The 18547-nt window shown below is 69.7% G+C and carries 18 protein-coding genes and 1 pseudogene; 14 read left to right on the forward strand and 5 right to left on the reverse strand.

The features are described 5' to 3' along the window. Positions 1-234 precede the first annotated feature (234 nt). Both QSK17_RS31870 and QSK17_RS31875 read left to right on the forward strand, forming a co-directional pair. Complete coding sequence (locus QSK17_RS31870) at positions 235-675, forward strand: ester cyclase (RefSeq protein WP_285709486.1); 441 nt, start codon at positions 235-237, stop codon at positions 673-675. A 74-nt stretch (positions 676-749) separates the two neighbouring features. Beyond that, positions 750-1190 (forward strand): DUF1801 domain-containing protein, encoded by a 441-nt coding sequence (locus QSK17_RS31875; RefSeq protein WP_285709488.1) that lies wholly within the window; start codon positions 750-752, stop codon positions 1188-1190. Between the two features lie 264 nt (positions 1191-1454). Here QSK17_RS31875 and QSK17_RS31880 read toward each other — a convergent pair whose 3' ends face one another. The 3 genes and pseudogenes from QSK17_RS31880 to QSK17_RS36335 form a co-directional block, all read right to left on the reverse strand. Next, positions 1455-2501, reverse strand: a complete 1047-nt coding sequence (locus QSK17_RS31880) for a TolB family protein (RefSeq protein WP_285709489.1) — start codon at positions 2499-2501, stop codon at positions 1455-1457. A gap of 142 nt (positions 2502-2643) precedes the next feature. Beyond that, the gene (locus QSK17_RS31885; RefSeq protein ID WP_285709492.1) at positions 2644-3051 is read right to left on the reverse strand and encodes an FG-GAP repeat protein; all 408 of its coding nucleotides are present in this window, start codon (positions 3049-3051) and stop codon (positions 2644-2646) included. Positions 3052-3058: 7 nt separating this feature from the next. Further along, positions 3059-3115 (reverse strand): annotated as a pseudogene (locus QSK17_RS36335) (hypothetical protein); the annotation flags it as partial. A gap of 916 nt (positions 3116-4031) precedes the next feature. Here QSK17_RS36335 and QSK17_RS31890 point away from each other — a divergent pair. Continuing rightward, entirely contained in the window at positions 4032-4295 is a 264-nt protein-coding gene (locus QSK17_RS31890; protein WP_285709495.1) for a hypothetical protein, read from the forward strand. Then, the gene (locus QSK17_RS31895; RefSeq protein ID WP_285709498.1) at positions 4285-4614 is read left to right on the forward strand and encodes a hypothetical protein; all 330 of its coding nucleotides are present in this window, start codon (positions 4285-4287) and stop codon (positions 4612-4614) included. The genes QSK17_RS31890 and QSK17_RS31895 overlap by 11 nt, the downstream gene beginning before the upstream one ends. Positions 4615-4701: 87 nt before the next feature. Here QSK17_RS31895 and QSK17_RS31900 read toward each other — a convergent pair whose 3' ends face one another. Further along, positions 4702-5196, reverse strand: a complete 495-nt coding sequence (locus QSK17_RS31900; protein WP_285709501.1) for a hypothetical protein — start codon at positions 5194-5196, stop codon at positions 4702-4704. A 158-nt stretch (positions 5197-5354) separates the two neighbouring features. Continuing rightward, a complete protein-coding gene (locus QSK17_RS31905; protein ID WP_285709504.1) occupies positions 5355-6425 on the reverse strand; it encodes an N-acetylglucosamine kinase in 1071 nt (356 codons plus the stop codon). A gap of 161 nt (positions 6426-6586) precedes the next feature. Here QSK17_RS31905 and QSK17_RS31910 point away from each other — a divergent pair, with 161 nt between their 5' ends. From QSK17_RS31910 to QSK17_RS31955, 10 genes are all read left to right on the forward strand, one after another. After that, positions 6587-7579: a MurR/RpiR family transcriptional regulator gene (locus tag QSK17_RS31910; protein ID WP_285709506.1), complete on the forward strand. Its 993-nt coding sequence runs from the start codon at positions 6587-6589 to the stop codon at positions 7577-7579. Then, positions 7576-8328 carry a sugar isomerase domain-containing protein gene (locus tag QSK17_RS31915; RefSeq protein ID WP_285709508.1) on the forward strand — a complete coding sequence of 251 codons (753 nt, stop codon included), beginning with the start codon at positions 7576-7578 and terminating at the stop codon, positions 8326-8328. The genes QSK17_RS31910 and QSK17_RS31915 overlap by 4 nt, the downstream gene beginning before the upstream one ends. 18 nt (positions 8329-8346) lie before the next feature. Next, positions 8347-9789, forward strand: coding sequence for an N-acetylglucosamine/diacetylchitobiose ABC transporter substrate-binding protein (gene ngcE, locus QSK17_RS31920; protein WP_285709510.1), 1443 nt, complete (start codon positions 8347-8349; stop codon positions 9787-9789). A gap of 12 nt (positions 9790-9801) precedes the next feature. Then, positions 9802-10716: a carbohydrate ABC transporter permease gene (locus QSK17_RS31925; protein WP_285709513.1), complete on the forward strand. Its 915-nt coding sequence runs from the start codon at positions 9802-9804 to the stop codon at positions 10714-10716. A gap of 12 nt (positions 10717-10728) precedes the next feature. Continuing rightward, positions 10729-11640 carry a carbohydrate ABC transporter permease gene (locus QSK17_RS31930; RefSeq protein WP_285709515.1) on the forward strand — a complete coding sequence of 304 codons (912 nt, stop codon included), beginning with the start codon at positions 10729-10731 and terminating at the stop codon, positions 11638-11640. Between the two features lie 18 nt (positions 11641-11658). Continuing rightward, the gene (locus QSK17_RS31935) at positions 11659-12663 is read left to right on the forward strand and encodes an ADP-ribosylglycohydrolase family protein (RefSeq protein WP_285709517.1); all 1005 of its coding nucleotides are present in this window, start codon (positions 11659-11661) and stop codon (positions 12661-12663) included. Then, on the forward strand, positions 12660-13787 hold the full coding sequence (locus tag QSK17_RS31940; protein ID WP_285709518.1) for an ADP-ribosylglycohydrolase family protein: 1128 nt from the start codon (positions 12660-12662) through the stop codon (positions 13785-13787). Before QSK17_RS31935 ends, QSK17_RS31940 begins: the two co-directional genes overlap by 4 nt. Before the next feature lie 66 nt (positions 13788-13853). Then, a complete protein-coding gene (locus QSK17_RS31945; RefSeq protein WP_285709521.1) occupies positions 13854-16124 on the forward strand; it encodes an Ig-like domain-containing protein in 2271 nt (756 codons plus the stop codon). A 371-nt stretch (positions 16125-16495) separates the two neighbouring features. Next, complete coding sequence (locus tag QSK17_RS31950) at positions 16496-17266, forward strand: COG4705 family protein (protein WP_285709524.1); 771 nt, start codon at positions 16496-16498, stop codon at positions 17264-17266. A 297-nt stretch (positions 17267-17563) separates the two neighbouring features. Next, on the forward strand, positions 17564-18379 hold the full coding sequence (locus QSK17_RS31955) for a COG4705 family protein (RefSeq protein ID WP_285709526.1): 816 nt from the start codon (positions 17564-17566) through the stop codon (positions 18377-18379). The last annotated feature ends 168 nt before the right edge of the window (positions 18380-18547 follow it).

An 18547-nucleotide genomic window follows, 5' to 3' on the forward strand; every position in this document is an offset into this window, starting at 1 on the left:
CAACCTCATCCGCCTGGACGCCTGGTGGAACGGGCACCCACTCGACCGGACCCGCACCGGCCACCTTGCCCGCCTCGAACTGGCAGAACTCGCTCTCGCGGCCTGAGACGAGTTAGCCAGCAGGGTCCACCATCGTGACGCCGCCCTAGCTCGCCGGCACTGTCACCGGAGACGCCGGGTGGGCGAGATATCGGACATACCGGGCGATAGCTTGGATGTATCGATGAGGGGGCGATGGCCGTGCCTACTGCTCGAGAGCTCAAGGACGCGCTGTTCGACGCGATGAACGATCATGACCTGGATCGAGTGCTCGAGTGCTATTGCTCCGATGCCGTCTACGTCACCCCGGCGGGCGTCGCGGAAGGGATCGAGCAGATCGCCTGGCAGTTCGAGCACCTGTTCGCCGGTTTCCCCGATCTTCACATCGCGGCGTGGAACAAGTTCAGCTTCGACGATCCCGCGGTCACGGAGTACACGCTCGTCGGCACCCATACGGGCCCCTTCCTCCTGCCGGACGGTGTCGTGGCGGAGCCGAGCGGTCGCCGCATCGCCGTCCGCGGCGCCTGTGCGTGCTCCACCGAGAACGGCCGGATCATCACCGACCGGGACTACTACGACCAGCTCAAGCTGTACAGCCAGCTCGGTTATCGCCTCGCACCCGTCCCGGCCATGTAGCGACCTTCGCGCACCCGCCGCGGCGGTGTATGCACCACACGGACCTTGTCGTACTGGCGTGGGAGCATGACTTCATGGCGACATCGAAACAGCCGGTGACGGTTCCGACCGACGCCAGTGTCGACGACTTCCTGGCCGCAGTCCCCGACGAACGCCGGCGGGCCGACGGGGAGCGCCTCTGCACGATTCTGCGCGAGGTGACCGGCGAGCCCGCGGTGATGTGGGGCCCGAGCATCGTCGGCTTTGGCAGCTACCGCTACACCTATGAAAGCGGGCGCACGGGCGACTGGCCCCTGGCGGCCTTCTCGCCGCGTAAGCAGCAGCTCGTCGTCTATCTGGTGGCCGGGTTCGAGGAGCGGCACGCATCGGTGCTCGCCCGGCTCGGTCCACACAAAACCGGCAAGGGATGCCTCTATCTGAAACGGCTCGACGACGTCGACGAGAGCGCGCTGCGCGAGCTCATCGACCGCACGGTGCGGGTGCATAAGGGTGTCGACCGGACCGGCAATCGCTGACGATAACGGGAGCCCATATGGGCCGTCGAGCAGGGCCGGCCCCTGACGGGACAACGCCGCGTGCTTCCGGTGGACAGCCGGGTCGAAGTTCTGCGGCGGCCGGCTCACCGGAGATCGGCGCCCCCGATCCATCCCGGAGCGCTGAGCCTCGACAGGGCCACGACCGTGCCCCGCCGCCCAAGAGACCACGGTCGCGAAGGCGCGACCGCCGCTTTGCTGCTGGAAGTCAGAGCCAGGAGTCGCGGGCCGTTCCAGTGGTGTGGGTCAACTGACGATCTGGAGCAGAGCCTGGGTTCGCGCCTGCGCCGGCTCGGCGAGCCGCTGCAGTTCCTTGCCGGACGAGTCGAGCACGACCAGGGTGTTGTGCGTGCGGCCGGCGACGCGGACCACCAGGCGGCCGTCGGCGAGGTAGAACGCGCCTATCTTCTTTCCCTTCACCGGGACGGGCACCTGGTTGCCGGTGACGGTGTCGACGATCGTCGGCGTGAACCCCTCCGGCCAACCCCCGTCGCCCCCCGGATCCTCCGGCGACAGCGTGTGCACCACGACCTTCCTGCCGTCGGGCGACAGGCTCTGCACGTGGTTGGCCAGCTTGATTCCCTTGGCCCGGACGGAGGTCCCGGTCTTCATGTCGAAAACATAGACGCCTGCGGTCGTCCCGGTATACCCGGCGAGGTGGCGTCCGTCAGCGGACCAGGCGAGGTGGCAGACGCCGAGCGTCTTACCGGCCTTGCGCGCGCCCGTGCCGTCCGGGTTTATAACTATGAGCGGCGACTTTTCGGAATTGTCCTTGGGAGAGTAGGCGACCTGGGTGGAGTCGGGGGACCAGACCGGCGTGAGGCAGGGGAACCCAGCGGCGGCGCCCTTGGCCACGATCTTCGCCGTGCTCCCGGCGCCGACGTGGACCCGGCCGTCCAGCGTGATCCACGCGAGCTTCGTGCCGTCGGGCGAGGCGGAGAACTGGAAGGTGTCCGGCACGTTGCCCAGCTTGGTGAACCCGCCGCCGGGCTCGTAGCGGGCGACCGGATAGCCCTTGGCGTAACTCAGGTAGACGGCGACCCCCTTGAGCGGCGTCGGCGTCGCGCTCGTGGCCCCGGCGGGCGTGCCGACCGCACCGCCTCCCTCGGCTTCACCAGCGGTGGTGGTGGTGCGGGCGAGAGCGGCGTCGGGTGCGAACAGCACAGGGGTCAGCAATACAGGGACAAGGGCGAGTCCGGAAAGGACACGCAGCTTCAACGCGGGCGTGGCGGGGATCGTGGCGACGCGGCCGACGATCGTGCCGGCGGCCGGAGGGAGTGCGGTGCGCTTCATTGTGATCTCCTGAGATACGGGCACGTCCCGGTCTGGCCTCTGGCCTGTGCCTCCCGGGCTTGTGCACGCAGTGAAAGGTCACCCGCTTGCAGATCGCTTGATCACGGCATGCCGACCGTGCCGCAAGGAGCCCGCAAGGCGATCAGTTGTGCACGACGACCGCGCCTTCGCCGAGCTGGACGATCCCCTCGCTTGCGCCGACGGCCACGTCGGCGTACCCATCCCCGTTGACGTCACCGACGGCGACGAACGATCCGAAGCTCCGGGCGGCCCCTGAGATCTTGGGCATGCCGGGAGAGGCCGGCGTCCAAAACCTGGGCGTGCCGTCCAGACCTCCGGCGGAGCCCCGGGTGATGGAGATACTGCCGCCCGCATCGTCGATCGCGTCGTCGGCGCTGCTCGTGACCACGTCACCGTAGCCGTCACCGTCGAGGTCGCCGACCGCTACGGCACGCACGCCCCAGCCGGGGAAGGTCCCGCGCGCCTGCCCTGCCAGGCCAGCCCGCGACCCCTGGTACACCACACCGATGCCCTCGTCGGGCCGGGTCATCCTCGGCGTAGGCGACGGCGAGGTCGGCATAGCCGTCCCCGTTGAAGTCGCCGACAGCCCCGCTACATCTTCAGCCGAACCTGACCACCCATCTCACCACGCCCTTATCCATGTAGGGATTCGGGTGGCCATATCAATGAGTGCGATATCGAGCGAATGACCTATCGCGGTGACCTTTCAGGCGCCTCCGGCCTGTTCAGAGCTCACAGACTGCACGTACGCGCCGCTGTTGCTCACAGTAGAACGCTGACCTTGGTCGACAAATTTCCAGGGACCGTATACCAAATTACACCCATGTGCGACGCAGAAATTGGCCTTCACTCTGAAACGACCGGTGGTCGGCTGGTTGGAAGAGCAGTATGCCCAGGCACTGTGAAGGTCGGCCGACTTACCGGTGCTGCAGGAGATCGCGGCGCTCGCGGGGGGCGCGGTCGTAACGGAGATGGTGGCCAGCGTGGCAAGGGCGACGAGTCCGACGCCCACGCGGTGTCGAAACTGGGATTTCATTGTTCATCCTCCCGTATGGCGAAGCATCTGGACTCTCCCACGCCGTACGAAATTCGCCGGCGACCGAATCCTTCATCCGTGGATGGCGTAAGTGATCTACCGCAAGAATGCTTGATTGACCGAGGCTAGTCAATCCCTTTGTGTTGAGGCCAAAACCCGCTGCTGACGGCGCTCGACGCGACGCACCCCCTGCCGGGGCCCTCCGTTCGGGTCTGTGCGACCAGCAGCAGGAACTCCCGCAGAGCGACCTGGGGGAACGCGTCGGACAGCGTTATCTCGGTAGACGGTGCCGGACTCATTCCTGATCGTCCAGACCGAAATATGCCCCTGTCGAGTCGATCGATCACCATTTGAGAACGCTTCGGCCGAGATGGCTTGGGGCGTCGCCAACGCCGAGCTCGGCATCCCGATGGATCCGCGCACGCTCGCATGTTCCAGTGACGTGCATCATTTCATGCACTACTTTGGTGGGCATGGCAACTGCACGGAAGAACCTCACCTTCGACGAAGGCGCCCTCGCCGACGCCCAGGACATCGCGGATGCCCAACGCATCTCCCTGTCCGAGTACGTCAGCAAGGCGCTCATCGAGGCCAATCTCCGGGCCACCGAGAGCGCCGCGCCCGAATGGGAACAGCGGATCGACGCGCACCTCGCCAAGTTCGACGGCCTCGCGGCCGCCGCCCAGGCCGAGCTTGCCCACCAGCGCGCCACCGGCAAGGCAGGCAATGCCGCTTAGCACACCCGAGTTCGGCACCATCTGGTACGCCAAGGGCGGCGTCTACGGACCCGAGCCCGTCATGGTCATCAGCTCGCCCACCATGGCGCGGTTCGTCTCCGGCGCCGTCGCCGTCGTACCGGTCATCCGGCTCGACGACCCATGGCCGAAGCCGCCGCCGCTGCTCGCCGAGGTGATCCCCGGTGTCGGCATCGCCGCTCTCACCCGCTTCACCATCATCCCGGTCGGCTGCATCGTCGATGACGAGCCGTTCGCCCGGCTCGACCCCAGCCGGCACGCTGACGTGGCACGCCGCATCCGCAACTTCATCGGCCCATGAAGGCGCCGTTCCAGTGGCCCGTCACCGAACCTCAGCCGGGTAAATTGATCTCCGGCGATGAACCCGCCAGGGTTGCGTGACGGACCACTAGATGCGGTCGTCGCCCCAGGCAAGGTTGAGGTACTCCGCTAGGTCCTCAGCCGTGCCCCCCACGTTGAGGAGAGCGCGGACGGCCTGGGCCTGCCTGGTCGTGGGCAGATACCCGTCGAGGAGGTAGGGGAGTAAGAGCCGCCGCCCCAGTACCTCACGCCACGAGATTCCTGATGGCCTGCGTACCACGGATATATTGACCCTCAACGCGTGCTCGTTGCCTGGTGGGACGCCAGGCCGGTCGATCTCGATGGCGACGTACCGGAATCCATTGGCCAGGTCGCAACCAATACAGCCGGCCGGACCCCGGCTCAGCCTGTTGCCGCACTCGGTGCAGGTGAACCGGTCGTAGGCGGCGTCCACCACCCGCCACAGGTGCCTGTTGGGCTCGTCGATCACCATCTCAGCGACGTCGCACTCATCCAGGGCCGTCAGCGTGCCGAACTCCTGCGTGACGAACTCCCGCCATCCGGATTCGACGATCTCGTCCACGATTCCGGCGCATCGCTCGCACTCAGGCGCTCCGGCGGGTTCCCAGTGGTGGCATTTGCCGCACCGCCGCATCCTTGAACGGTACTCGCCGTCCTAAGCCGGACTCCACCCGATTATCCGGGGTGGCCGCGATTCGCGTGCCGTCGTCGAACGCGAACTCACCGTTCGCCGGGACGTACGTGCCCGGTCGGGGGATCAGCATGGCGGTCCTTTCCATGAGTGTCGGGGGAGTCGGCGGGAGGCCGCCAGGGAGCCGCCTCCTGGAGCCGTGCCCGTAGCTCGTCCACGTCCACGCGGGCGAGCGCGCGGGCCGCGAGGCACACGCCGCCCACGACGCCGGGAGCGGCGGTGAAGACGGGGGCCTTCCACCGGTCGCGGAGCAGTCGTCGTACGGCGGCTGTGACGGGACCGCCGGAGGTGAGCACGCCGCCGGAGAGCACGATCGGGTTCTCCGACGCCGCGTCGCGGATCTCCGCCACGGATCCGGCCAGGCGGGCCGCGGCGTCCTGGACGATGTCGCGGGCCAGCGGGTCCTCGGCGGCGGCCTGAGAGACGAGCGGAGCCAGTCGGGCGAGCGCGCGGGGGACGAGCGCGTAGCTCGCCGTGACGACGGCGTCGGCATCTTCCCCCCGGTCCCCCGTGAGACCGTCCGGCCCGAGGAGGTGACGGGTCACCAGGGTCGCGAGCGGGCCAGTCTGTCGGTCGGCGTAGATGTCCCGCGTGACCCGCCGGACGGCCTCCCTGCCGAGCCAGAAAGCGGACCCCTCGTCGCCGAGCAGCCAGCCGAGCCCGTCGGCGGTGCGGTGGACCCGCCCGTCGCGGATCTCCGCGGCGACGGCTCCCGTCCCGGAGACCAGCACCGTGCCCGCCGGATCGCCGCTCCCTGAGGCGAAGGCCACGAGGACGTCGCCGACGACCCGCATCGGGCACCGCAGCCCGGCGTCCTCCCAGGCCCGCTGGAAGATCGCGCCGACTCGGGCGTCCGCGAGGCGGCCTCTCCCGGCCAGGCCCAGCACGCCGGCCCGCACCTCGGCGGCGTCGAGGCCGGCCAGTGCCTGCCGCAGCGCCGACAGCATCGCCGCCGCCGCGGCCTCGGGCGGCCGGGACACCGGGTTGCCCGCGCCTGCCCTGCCGTAGCCGACCGGGATACCGGTGAGGGTCGATACGAGCGCGCGGGACGACGTGCCGCCGATGTCCAGGCCGATCACCAGCGTGTCGCTGTTCGCCATGGGGGCCTCGCGAAGTGATCTGGGGGGTGTGCGTCCATCGTGAGCCCCGCCGGGCGTCGGAACAAGGCTCCGATGAAAATTCTTTTTTCGTATTGACGTATGGGAGGTTCTAGGTCGTAATTTTCATCATCGATACCCAGCGGGGAAAGGAATGTTCAGGCATGCCGGAAGAGATCGGCGAGACGCCCGCGCCGTCCGTGGGAGGGATCATCGGCCGGATCCGGGCCGAGTCGCCCAAGCTCCCCGACGCACTGCAGCGGATCGCGGAGTCGATTCTCAGCGACCCGGCCTCGGCCGCGCTGGCGACGATCATCGACCTCGCCGAGCGCAGCGGCACCTCGACGGCCACCGTCACCCGCTTCTGCCGGATGTTCGGGTTCCGCGGGTACGCGGCCCTGCGGGTCGCGCTCGCGACCGAGACCGGCCGGGCGGAGCAGGCCCGCTGGGACCTCGACATCGGGCGCGAGATCCTCCCGGCCGACCCCCTCGACCGCGTGCTGAGCATGGTCGCCTCGGCGGATTCCCGGGCCATTCAGGAGACGGCCGCCCAGCTCGACGTCAGGACCCTCGACCAGGTGATCAGCGCCATCGTCCAGGCTCGCCGGGTGGAGGTGTTCGGCATCGCCAGCAGCGCGAACGCCGCGCAGGAGCTTGCTCTGCGGCTCCAGCGCATCGGCGTGCTGTGCTGGGCGCGGTCGGAGGTCCACACCGCGCTCACCAACGCCGCGATCCTCCGGCCCGGCGACGTGGCCATCGGGCTGTCCCACAGCGGGCTGACCCGCGAGGTGATCGAGGTCATCGCCGAGGCCGGCGGACACGGCGCGACCACGGTGGCGGTGATCGGTTCTCCACGGACACCGCTGGCTGAGGTCGCCGACCACCTCCTCATCACCGCCTCCCACGAGACGACGTTCCGCCCCGAGGCGCTGGCCGCGCTTCACGCCCAGCTCCTGGTGCTCGACCTCATCTACATCGGCGTCGCCCAGCGGACGTACGACGCCAGCGTGGCGGCGTTCGAGGAGACCGCCCGGGCGGTGACCGGCCATCGTCTGCCCGACAAGGCTTCCTCGTCCGCCTCGAGGCGGCCACGACGCCCGACCGGAAAGCGGCCGAAAACGACCGTGGAAGCTCCCGACAGAACCGAGGAGACATGACCATCAGCGGCATGGCGTACTACACGATCATCTCCGAGCTGCTCGATCGGGTGGCGCGCGGCCAGGCCGCCGAGGTGGCCGCGGCGGCCGACCTGATCAGCGAGGCGGTCCGGGGCGGTGGCGTGCTGCACGCGTTCGGCTCCGGCCATTCCGAGGCCCTCGCCATGGAGCTGGCCGGTCGCGCGGGCGGGCTGGTGCCGAGCAACCGGCTCGCCCTGAGGGACATCGTGCTGTTCGGCGGCGAGCCGGCGTCCGTACTGAGTGATCCCGGCCTGGAGCATGACGCCTCGGTCGCGCGGCGGCTTTACGAGCTGGCCCCGGTCAAGCAGGGGGACGTGTTCGTGATCGCGTCCCACTCCGGAGTGAACGGGGTGGTCGTCGAGCTCGCGTCGCTGGTCAAGGAGCGCGGGCACGGCCTGATCGCCGTCACCTCGCTGGAGCACACGCGGGGGGTGCCCGCCCGGCACCCGTCGGGCCGGCGGCTCAGCGAGATCGCCGACGTCGTGCTCGACAACGGCGGACCGTACGGCGACGCGGTGTTGCCGCTCCCGGCCGGGGGAAGCGCCTGCGCGGTGTCCTCGGTCACGGGCGCCGTGCTCGCCCAGATGATCATCGCCGAGGTGACCAGGCGCCTGCTCGACGCCGGTGAGGAACCGCCGATCTACCTGTCCGCCAACGTCCCCGGCGGGGGCGAGCACAACAGCCAACTGGAGGCGCGCTACGTCGGCCGAATCCGCCGAGGCGCCTGACCCGGAGGTGAACCCCCCATGACGAATCCCCCCTCCTTACAGACCCGCCGCGAACTGTTTCGGCGCGCCGCCGTGGCCGCCCTGCTGGCGGGGCCGGCGGGCGGACTGCTGTCCGCCTGCGCCATCGGCTCCGGCTCCGATCCCGGTCCCGGTTCCCAGGGCACGGACGCGACCCTGCGGGCCGCCGCCGGAGCCGGCAACCCGCTCGGCGTCCCCCCGGACAAGCCGCTCGAAATCGTTATCTTCAAGGGCGGCTACAGCGACGAGTACGCCAAGTTCGACGAGGAGCTGTACCGCAAGCGGTTCCCCGAGGCCCGGATAACGCATCGTGGCATCCAGCAGGTGGGGCAGGTCATGCAGCCGCGCTTCGTCGCCGGGGACCCGCCGGACATCATCGACAACACGGGCGCGGGCCGGCTCGAGATCTCGGTGCTGAGCGCGGACAGGCAGTTGCGGGACCTCCGCGAGCTGCTCGACGCCCCGTCCATCGACGATCCGGCCACGAAAATCCGGGACATCCTGCTGCCGGGCGTGGTGGAGGACGGCACGATGGACGGCGTCTTCTGCGTGCTGAACTACGTCTACACCGTCTACGGCATCTGGTACTCCAAGCCTTTCTTCGAGAAGAACGGCTGGGAGTACCCGCAGACCTGGGACGCGATGCTCGCGCTCTGCGCCGAGATCAAGAAATCCGGCCTCGCGCCATGGACGTACCAGGGCAAGTACCCCGAGTACATGAACGACCCCCTCTTCATGCTCGCGGCCAAGGCGGGGGGCATGGAGCTGATCAAGGCGATCGACAACCTGGAGCCGAACGCCTGGCAGTCGGACGCGATGAAGGGCGCCGTCGAGGCGATCTACGAACTCGCCGCGCGCGGCTACTTCCTGAAGGGCTCAGAGGGGCTGTCCCACACCGAGGCGCAGACCGCCTGGGTGCAGGGCAAGGCGGCCTTCATCCCGTGCGGCTCCTGGCTGGAAAGCGAGCAGAAGTCCGTCACCCCGGCCGGGTTCGACATGGTGGTCGGCGCCACGCCGCGGCTGTCCTCCTCCGACAAGATGCCCGTCACCGCCACCCAGGGCGGCTCCGGTGAGTCGTTCATCGTGCCCGCCATGGCGAAGAATCCGTACGGCGCGATGGAGTTCCTGCGCATCATGCTGTCGAAGGAGGCCGCTCGCAGGTTCGCCGAGCTGGCCAGCGCCCTCCCGACCGTGGCCGGGGCGACCGAGGGACTCACCCTGTCCAGCGGGCTGTCGTCGGTGCGCGACATGGTGGCCGCGGCCGGCGACGACGTGTTCATCTACAAGTTTGGCGGCTGGTATCCCACGATCGGCAAGGCCGCGTCCACCGCGACCGGGGAGCTGCTGACCAGGCGGATCACCCCCGCGGACTGGATCAAGCGCCTGCAGAAGGCGGCCGACGACGTCGCCAGGGACTCGTCGATCCCCAAGTACGAGCGCTGACGGGAGGAGGCCATGCGGCACGGCAAGCACCGCTTCCTCCTGAGCTTCCTGACGATCCCCCTGATTCTGTACGCGGTGTTCGTGATCTCCCCGTACGTGCAGGCCTTCTACCTGGCACTGACGGACTGGCGGGGGGTGTCCTCCCGGCAGCGGTTCATCGGGCTGGGCAACTTCACGAGGCTGCTCCACGATCCGGTGTTCTGGGCGGGGCTGCGCAACAACGGCGTGATGCTCCTCGTCGTGCCGCTCGCCACCATCCTGTTCGCGCTCTTCTTCGCCTCGATGCTCAACCTGGGCGGGCGGCGCGGACGCGCCGGTGTGCGGGGAGCGCGGGGAACGTCGCTCTACCGATTCGTCTACTTCTTCCCGCAGGTCCTGTCGGTGGCGATCATCGCGGTGCTGTGGCAGTTCGTCTACACCCCGAACGCCGGGCTCCTCAACAGCGTCCTCGACGCGGTGGGCCTGTCCGCCCTCCGGAACTCGTGGCTGGCCGAACCGAGCCTGGCCCTGTGGTGCGTGATGGCCGTGATCGTGTGGAGCGCCGTCGGATTCTACGTGGTGCTCTTCTCCGCCGCGATGCAGTCGATCCCACGCGAGATCTTCGAGGCGGCGATGCTGGACGGCGCCGGTCGGCGAGCCACCTTCCGGCGGATCACGCTGCCCCTGGTATGGGACAACGTGCAGGTCGCCTTCATCTATCTCGGCATCGCCGCGATGGACGGTTTCGCGATCGTCCAGATCATGACCGTCGGCCCGGGTGGCCCGGACGACGCCACCGAGGTGATCGGCCTCGGCCTGTGGCGCAACGCCTTCACCTACGGCAAGTTCGGCTACGCCTCCGCCATGGGCGTCGCGCTGTTCTTCCTCACTCTCACGCTGGCGGCGCTGACGCTCCGGGTCTCCCGGCGCGACCGCGTCGAGTTCTGAAAGGGCGCGTCCATGGCGACAGTCATGCCCAAGCCCGCCATTCCGGGTGCCGGACACGCGGGCGGGGCGGTTCCCGCCGGTCGGCCCGCGCGCCGGCTCTGGCTGCGGCCGTTCGACATGTTCTGCCATGCCTTCCTGCTGGTGTGGGCGGTGCTGGTCGTCTTCCCGCTCCTCTGGGCGGTGCTGAGCTCGGTCAAGACCGATGGGGAGATCTTCACCGATCCGTGGGGCCTGCCGGTCACCGTCCGGTTCGACAACTGGGCGCGTGCCTGGACCGAGGCGTCCATCGGGCGATATTTCATGAACAGCCTCATCGTCGTCGGTGGCGCGCTGGCGCTCACCATGCTGCTCGGCTCGATGACCGCGTACTGCCTGGCCAGATATGAGTTCCGGGGCAACCGGCTGATCTACTACCTGTTCGTCGGCGGCATGACCTTCCCGGTTTTCCTCGCCCTGGTGCCGTTGTTCTTCGTGGTCGAGCAGCTCGGCATGCTGGGCACGTACCACGGGCTGATCGTCGTCTACACGGCGTACGCGCTGCCGTTCACCGTGTTCTTCCTCACCGGCTTCTTCCGGACGCTGCCCGGCGAGGTGGCGGAGGCGGCCTTCGTGGACGGATGCTCGCACGCGGGAGTGTTCTTCCGGGTCATGCTGCCGATGGCCCGCCCGGGCCTGATCAGCGTGGGCATCTTCAACTTCCTCGGCCTGTGGAACCAGTACCTGCTTCCGCTGGTGCTCAATCCGGACGAGGACCACTACGTGCTGGCCCAGGGGCTCGCGGCGCTCGCCGTGAGCCAGGGCTACCGGAGCGACTGGAGCGGACTGTTCGCCGGCCTCGTCATCGGCATGCTGCCGGTCCTCATCGTGTACGCGGTGTTCCAGCGCCGCATCCAGGCCGGCATGACGGCCGGCGCGATCCGCTGACTCGCAACAGGAGGTCTGATGGACGTCGACGTCCTGCGTGACCGCGCGCGCGGCTGCCTGCTCGGGCTCGCCGTCGGCGACGCGTTCGGCCGGCCCGTGGAGACCATGGAACCCGCCGAGATCCGCGGCCGGTACGGCCGGCTGACCGAGCTGCTCCCCGACGACGACGGGCGGGTGACCGGCACCGACGACACCGAGTACGCCGTGTTCGTGACGCTCCTGCTGGCCGAACACGGCCGGGAGCTGACCGCCGAGCATGTCGCCCGGGCATGGCTGGCCGGGCCGTGCCGGCACCCCGACTCGCTGGGCGCGGCCGGGTTCAGCGAGCTCGCCGCCGTGCTGGCACTGCGCCGCGGACTGCGGCCGCCGCACACAGGACGCCACCGCCACTCCTGGAGCGACGGCCTGGCCATGCGTTCCGCGCCGTACGGCGTGTACGCGGCGGGGCGGCCGGGCGAGGCGGCCCGGCTCGCGGAGGTGGACGGCACCGTGACGCACGACGGCGAGGGCGTCTACGGAGGGCGCGCGGTCGCCGCGGCCGTCGCGGTCGCGATGACCGGAGCGCCCCCGGGCGAGGTCTGCCAAGCCGCCCTCGCCGCCGTGCCCGGTGATAGTTGGACGGCGCGGACGCTGCGCGACGCGCGGGCGGTGGTGGACGCCGGAACCCGCGGCGACGACCTGACGGCGGCGCTGCACGAAGCGGTGGTCCCTGAGTACTACCCGTTCTCCGACCTGGCACCCGAGGCGGTGGCGCTCGCCATGGCGGCCTACCTCGCCGCAGGGGGAGAGGCGGAGGACTCCGTGGTGACCGCGGCCAACTTCGGCAGGGACGCCGACACCACCGCCGCGATCGCCGGGGGCCTGGCGGCGGCCGGGCGAGGCGCGGCCTCCGTGCCGGCGCGGTGGGCCGCGCAGATCGGGCCGCTGTCCGGAGCGTGCGTCGACGACGTCGCGGGCCGGCGTCCCGCCGACGCCGGGGACCTCCTGGCCGACGCCGCCGTACGGGACGGAATGTGGGCATGAGCCGGCGAAGCAGCGTAACCGGGCGGTACGGCGCGGAGGAAGTGAACGGCGTGGACGAGCAGGTACGGGACCGGGCACGGGGCGCGATGGTCGGCCTCGCGGCCGGGGACGCGGCAGGATGGCCGGCCGCCTGGCACCGCTCGCACCGGCTGGTCGGATGGACGCGCAAGGTGCGGCAGATGCTGGACCGGTTCGCCGACGACCGCGTGTTGACGTCCCTGCCGGTGCCGTTCGCTCTCAACCAGCCGGTCGGGCCGCTCATGCTCGGGCCGGGCGATGACGCGGAATGGGCGGCGTTCACGGCGCTGGCGCTTCTCGGTGCGTCGCCCGGGGCCGGCGCCCGAGCCGCGGCCATGGAGGCGGCCGTGGAGGCGGCCTGGACGCGGCTGGCCGGCGACGATGCGCGGGCGTCGCGGACGTGGGCCCGGATCTCGGTGCGCACCGCGCTCGGCAACCTGCGCCGCGGGCTGCGGCCGCCCGTCACGGGGCACCACAACCCCCACCACTTCGATGACGCGGCGGCGGTGCGCGCTGTCGCCGTCGGCGTGGCCTGCGCCGGGGACCCGGCCGGCGCGGCGGACCTGGCGGAGACCGACGCCGCGGTGACCCAGTCGGGCGACGGAGTACACGCCGCCCGGGCCATGGGCGCCGCCGTGGCGGCGGCGTGCGGGGGTGCGAGCGTCGACGTCGTGGTGGAGACGGCGCTCGGCCAGCTTCCGGAGGACAGCGCCGTCGGCAGGAACGTCCGGGCCGCGCTGGATCTGGTTCCGGCGGCCGACGGCGCGTTCTGGCTGGTCCCGCTGCTCGACCACGAGGTGCTCGACCATGTCTACAGCTACGGTGTGGCGGCCGCCGACACCCTGGCGGTCGCCCTGGCCATGACCGCCGCCGCACGCGGCCGGCCGGGCGAGGCGATCCCCGCCGCCGCCTGCCTGGCGCGCACCGCGGACTCCGCGCCCGCGCTGGCCGGAGCGCTCTGCGGGGCGCTCGGCGGCCTCGCGTCCCTGCCCCCGCCGTGGGTCGCGGCCTCCCGGAGGCTCATCGGGTGCTGCCTGCCGGAGCTCGCCGGTGTCGATCTCGTCGACCTGGCCGACCGGCTGTGCGGAGGCGTCCCGGCCCACTGACCACGATCGTCCGTCCTTCTCTCTCTGTCCTCCCTCTGTCCCCCCAGCACGAAGGAGTGTGCCGCCATGCCCAGAACACGGACCATCGGACGCGTACGGAAACGGATCGGGGTGCTCCTCTCGGTCCTCGTCGCGGCGGCGGCGGCCGGCCTCGCCACGCCGCGTCCGCCCGACGCCCACGCCGCCGCGGCGGAGACCGTGATCACGATCGACTCCCACCGGACCGGCGACCGGCTGCCGGTCGGCACCGTCCGATTCTCCGGCACCTACACCGAGGCGTACGACCTGCGCATCGTGCTCAATGGAGAGAAGATGGAGCGGGTCCGCCTCACCGACCCCGACGGGGACGGCAGCGGCACCTGGAACTACGATCTCGACACCCGCGCCCACGACGGCGATTTCGAGATCGTCGTGCTCGGCACGTCTCCCATCACCCGGTACGGAGTCTGGTCACCGTACGTGCTGACGCACATCGACAACCCGGCCGCCGCGAAGCCGTCCGTCAAGGTGGTCGCCCCGGCGGAGGGCGGCCGCGTGCGCGGTGTCACCGCGATCGAGGTCGAGGCCACCGGCCGCAACCGCGTGGCCACCGTGGCCGTGCGGGTCAACGGAGGGCGCTGGCAGCCGGCCGCGCGCTCCGGCGGGACGTACACCCTCCGCTGGGATCCCCGCCGGCTCGGCGACACGATGGCGAGCATCGAGGCCCGCGCCACGGACGTGCGCGGAAACGTCGGGCACAGCACCACCACGTATGTGGCGGTCGGGGACGGCCGGCCCGCGCCGGTGGTCCCGCACGACCAGGACCGCGCCATGTGGCTGTGGGAGGAGTCCTCGTACAACCTCGTCCACAACCGCGGCTCCCGCCGGGCGCTGGAGGCCCTGACCAAGGACACCGCGACCTACGGCTCCCGACCGATCAGGACCGTCTACTTCGGCGTGGACCGGTACTGGGACGAGGACATGCTGGAGGACCTGCGGCCGAAGGTGCGCGAGCTGGTCGCCTGGGCGCACGCCGAGGGGTACAAGGTGCACGCGCTCATCGCGGGCGGTACACGGCCGCCCTTCCTCGGCGGGCTGTGGCGGTACCGCGACCATGCCGTCCACGAGATGGAGAAGGTGCTGAACTACAACCTCTCCTCCGCCGCCGACGAGCGCTTCGACGGTGTCAACGTCGACATCGAGCCGTACATCATCGGTCCCATGTACAGCGAGAGGTCGCCGTTCATCCAGTTGCAGTGGCTGGACACGCTGCAGACGCTGATCGACCGGCGCGACGCGTCGGGCACCGGGATCATGTTCGGCCCCGCGATGCCGGTCTGGCTGGACGGCGAGACCGTGACCTGGCACGGCGCGACCAAGACGATGGCCCAGCACTTCCAGGACATCTCCGACTACGTGTCGCTCATGGACTACCGCGATACCGCCGAGGCCATCATCCGCGACGCGGCCGACGAGATCGCGTACGCGAAGCAGATCGGCAAGCCCGGCTCAGTGATCATCGGTGTCGAGACCATCGACCTGGTCGCGGTCGGCGGAGACCCGGAATGGGTCACCTTCGCCGAGGAGGGCCGCCGGGGGCTCGAGACCGAGGTGGCGCGCGTCTACGCCGCGTACGCCGACAACCCGGCGTTCGGCGGGATCGCGATGCACCACTACGACTCGATCCTCGACACTCCCTCGGAGTGGGGGCCGAGCGCGATCTTCCCGCCCATGCCCGGCGACACCACCCCGCCCACCGCGGTCAGCGCGCCGCCCCGCGCCTCGACCGTGGACTTCCAGACCGTGGACGTGCGCTACGGCCGCGCCCACGACGACACCGAGATCCACCACTACAACGTGTATCGATCCACGTCGCGGGGGTTCCGGCCCGGGCCGGAGACGCTCGCCGGCAGCACGCACGGGCTGGAGTTCACCGACACCGGTCTGCTGCCCGGGACCACCTATCACTACCGGGTGACGGCGGTGGACATGAAGGGCAACGAGGGCCCGGCGTCAGCGGTCACCTCGGCCACGACGGAGCCGTCGTCGCTGCGCCCCGTCGTCGTGGACGAGCTCGCCCTGACCCGCGACGCGGACGGCGTCGCTCACGTGTCGCTGCGCATGGTCGACATGGCCGACGGGACCGGGGTCCAAGCGGCGGTCGGCGGCCGCTTCACCAAGACCGCGGGGCAGTACGTCGACATGCGGGCGGACGCCGGCGGGCGGGCCTCCGCGGACTCCACCGCGCTCGGCACGCCGACCGGTGCGGTGGGATTCCAGATCCACCGTGTTGTCGCGCCCGGCCATTACTGGGCGTCGGCCTACGACCGGGCCCACGCCGCCGACGTCGGCTGGTGACACCGACCGGATTCTCCGCCCCGTCCCGGGACCGCCTGATCACCTGACCCGGTGAAGGTGAACGTGAACGGGCCCCACCTGTACGGACCGCCCCGGGCCCTCGCGCCCGGGGCGGTCCCGGGCCGTTATCGCGGGACCGGCCCCCGCCACCGCCCGGTGCCGCCCGAAGATCGAGGGCGTCACGCCGCCCGATGCGGACGACACGTCGGCCGCTCACGTTGATTTCAGGTTCGGCGATCTACGCTCCTCACGGCGGTCCGTGCGAGGGGCCGGACCCGCCCAGCGTCGCTGGTCATCTCCAGGGCGCGCATGCGGCACTCAGCGGTTCATCCGTGATGTCCGCGTGCGCACCTGGGAACGGGGGAGGGAAAATGAAGAAGCTGCCGCAGATCACGCTGGCATTCTGGATCATGAAGATCGCGGCGACGACTCTGGGGGAAACGGGTGGTGACCTTCTCGCCCAGACTCTGAACGTCGGTTATGCCGCCAGCTCGGTGATCCTCGTCGGGCTGTTCCTGGTCAGTCTCGTGACGCAGTTGAGGGCGACGAAGTTCCATCCGGTGCTCTACTGGACCGTCATCCTCTCGACGAGCACGGCCGGGACGACCATGTCGGACTTCATGAACCGCACCGCCGGGCTCGGCTACGCCAGGGGCGCCCTGGTCCTCATCACCGCGCTCGCCGCGGTGTTTCTCGTCTGGAGGTTCAGCGGTCAGTCCTTCCACGTCGAGCACATCAGCACTTTCAGGGGCGAGGTGTTGTACTGGACGGCGATCCTGTTCTCCAACACGCTGGGCACCTCTCTCGGTGACTTCCTGGCCGACGACTCCGGTCTCGGCTACTCCGGAGGGGCGCTCCTGATCGGCGGCCTGCTGGCGTTGATCATCATCGCCAAATACGTCACCCGGATCTCCGTCACCCTGCTGTTCTGGACGGCGTTCGTCCTGACCCGCCCGCTCGGCGCGACCGTCGGCGACTTCTTCAGCAAGCCCGTGGTCAAGGGCGGGCTCGGGTACGGGACGATCGGTTCCTCGCTGGTGCTCGTGGGCGTCCTGGCCGCGCTGATCGCCTACACGATGCGGCAGCAGCGGACGCGGGCGCTGCTGTCCGACGCGGAGCGGTCGATGGGCACGACGGGTTGATTCCGGGTTGATCGCCGACCTCGCGAAGGTCCCTGGGGCGGGCTAGGTCGTGTTTCGTGGATCTTTTTGGCCTACTGCGGTCGCCCAGATGGCGCCTCGCGGCGTTGTCGTCGTCGGCCGGAGGCTCCGCTCCGACCTCCTCCTCCGCCTTGCGCGGCATCCATCTGGCCGATCCTCGCTACGGCAAAGATCCACGAAACACTCCCTAGGGCGGACCCGGCCGCCAGCCCCGGGGTGCCAAGAACCGGGAGACGCTGTCAGGTCGTGTTCAGGTGCCCGGTGCCAGGCTGACGCGTCATGACCACCTCATACGAAAGTCCTCGGCACCAAGCCGTGAGCCGGATGCTCAACAAGGTTCCCGAGGTCACCCTCTACTTCTGGATCATCAAGATCCTGTGCACGACCGTGGGCGAGACCGCGGCCGACTTCCTGAACGAGAATCTGGGGCTGGGCCTGACCAGCACGTCCATCGTCATGACGCTGCTGCTCGTCATCGCCCTGGTCTTCCAGTTCTCTCTGAGGAGATACGTGCCGGCCGTCTACTGGCTCGCGGTCGTCCTGATCAGCGTCGTCGGCACGCTGGTGAGCGACAACCTGACCGACAATCTCGGCGTTGCCCTGGAGACGACGACCCTCGTCTTCGGCGCCCTGCTGGCGGTCACCTTCCTCGTCTGGTACGCGTGCGAGAAGACGCTGTCCATCCACACCATCTTCACGTTCCGGCGCGAGGCCTTCTACTGGCTGGCCATCTTGTTCACCTTCGCCCTGGGCACGTCCGCGGGCGATCTCGTGGCCGAGCGATTCGACCTCGGCTACGCGGTCAGCGCGATCCTGTTCGGTGCGCTGATCGCCGTCGTGACGGCCGCCCATCGCGGGCTCAGGCTGGCCGCCGTCCCGGCGTTCTGGATCGCCTATGTGCTGACCCGTCCTTTCGGGGCCTCCGTCGGCGACTACCTGTCGCAGTCTCACGACGACGGCGGGCTGGGCCTGGGCACGGTGGCGACCAGCGGCCTCTTCCTCGCCACGATCCTGTGCCTGGTCGTCTATCTGAGCATCACCCGGAAGGACGAATCCGCACCGCAGCCGCCAGGAACCTGCGGCGCGAGCGCGTAGACGGCGGAGCGTTCGGAATCGGCGCCTTCGGCGATCGGACCTCTCTCTGATCCGTGGGGGAAGGGCAGGTCCTCGTCGCCCGCCCCCAAGCGTTCACCCACCCGCCCACGTGCGCACCCGTGATCAGATCCTGCCGTTCGCCCGGTCACGTTGGACTTCCGACTTGGT

It is taken from the genome of Microtetraspora sp. NBRC 16547 (genome assembly GCF_030268965.1).
In the GTDB taxonomy this organism is placed as follows: domain Bacteria; phylum Actinomycetota; class Actinomycetes; order Streptosporangiales; family Streptosporangiaceae; genus Microtetraspora.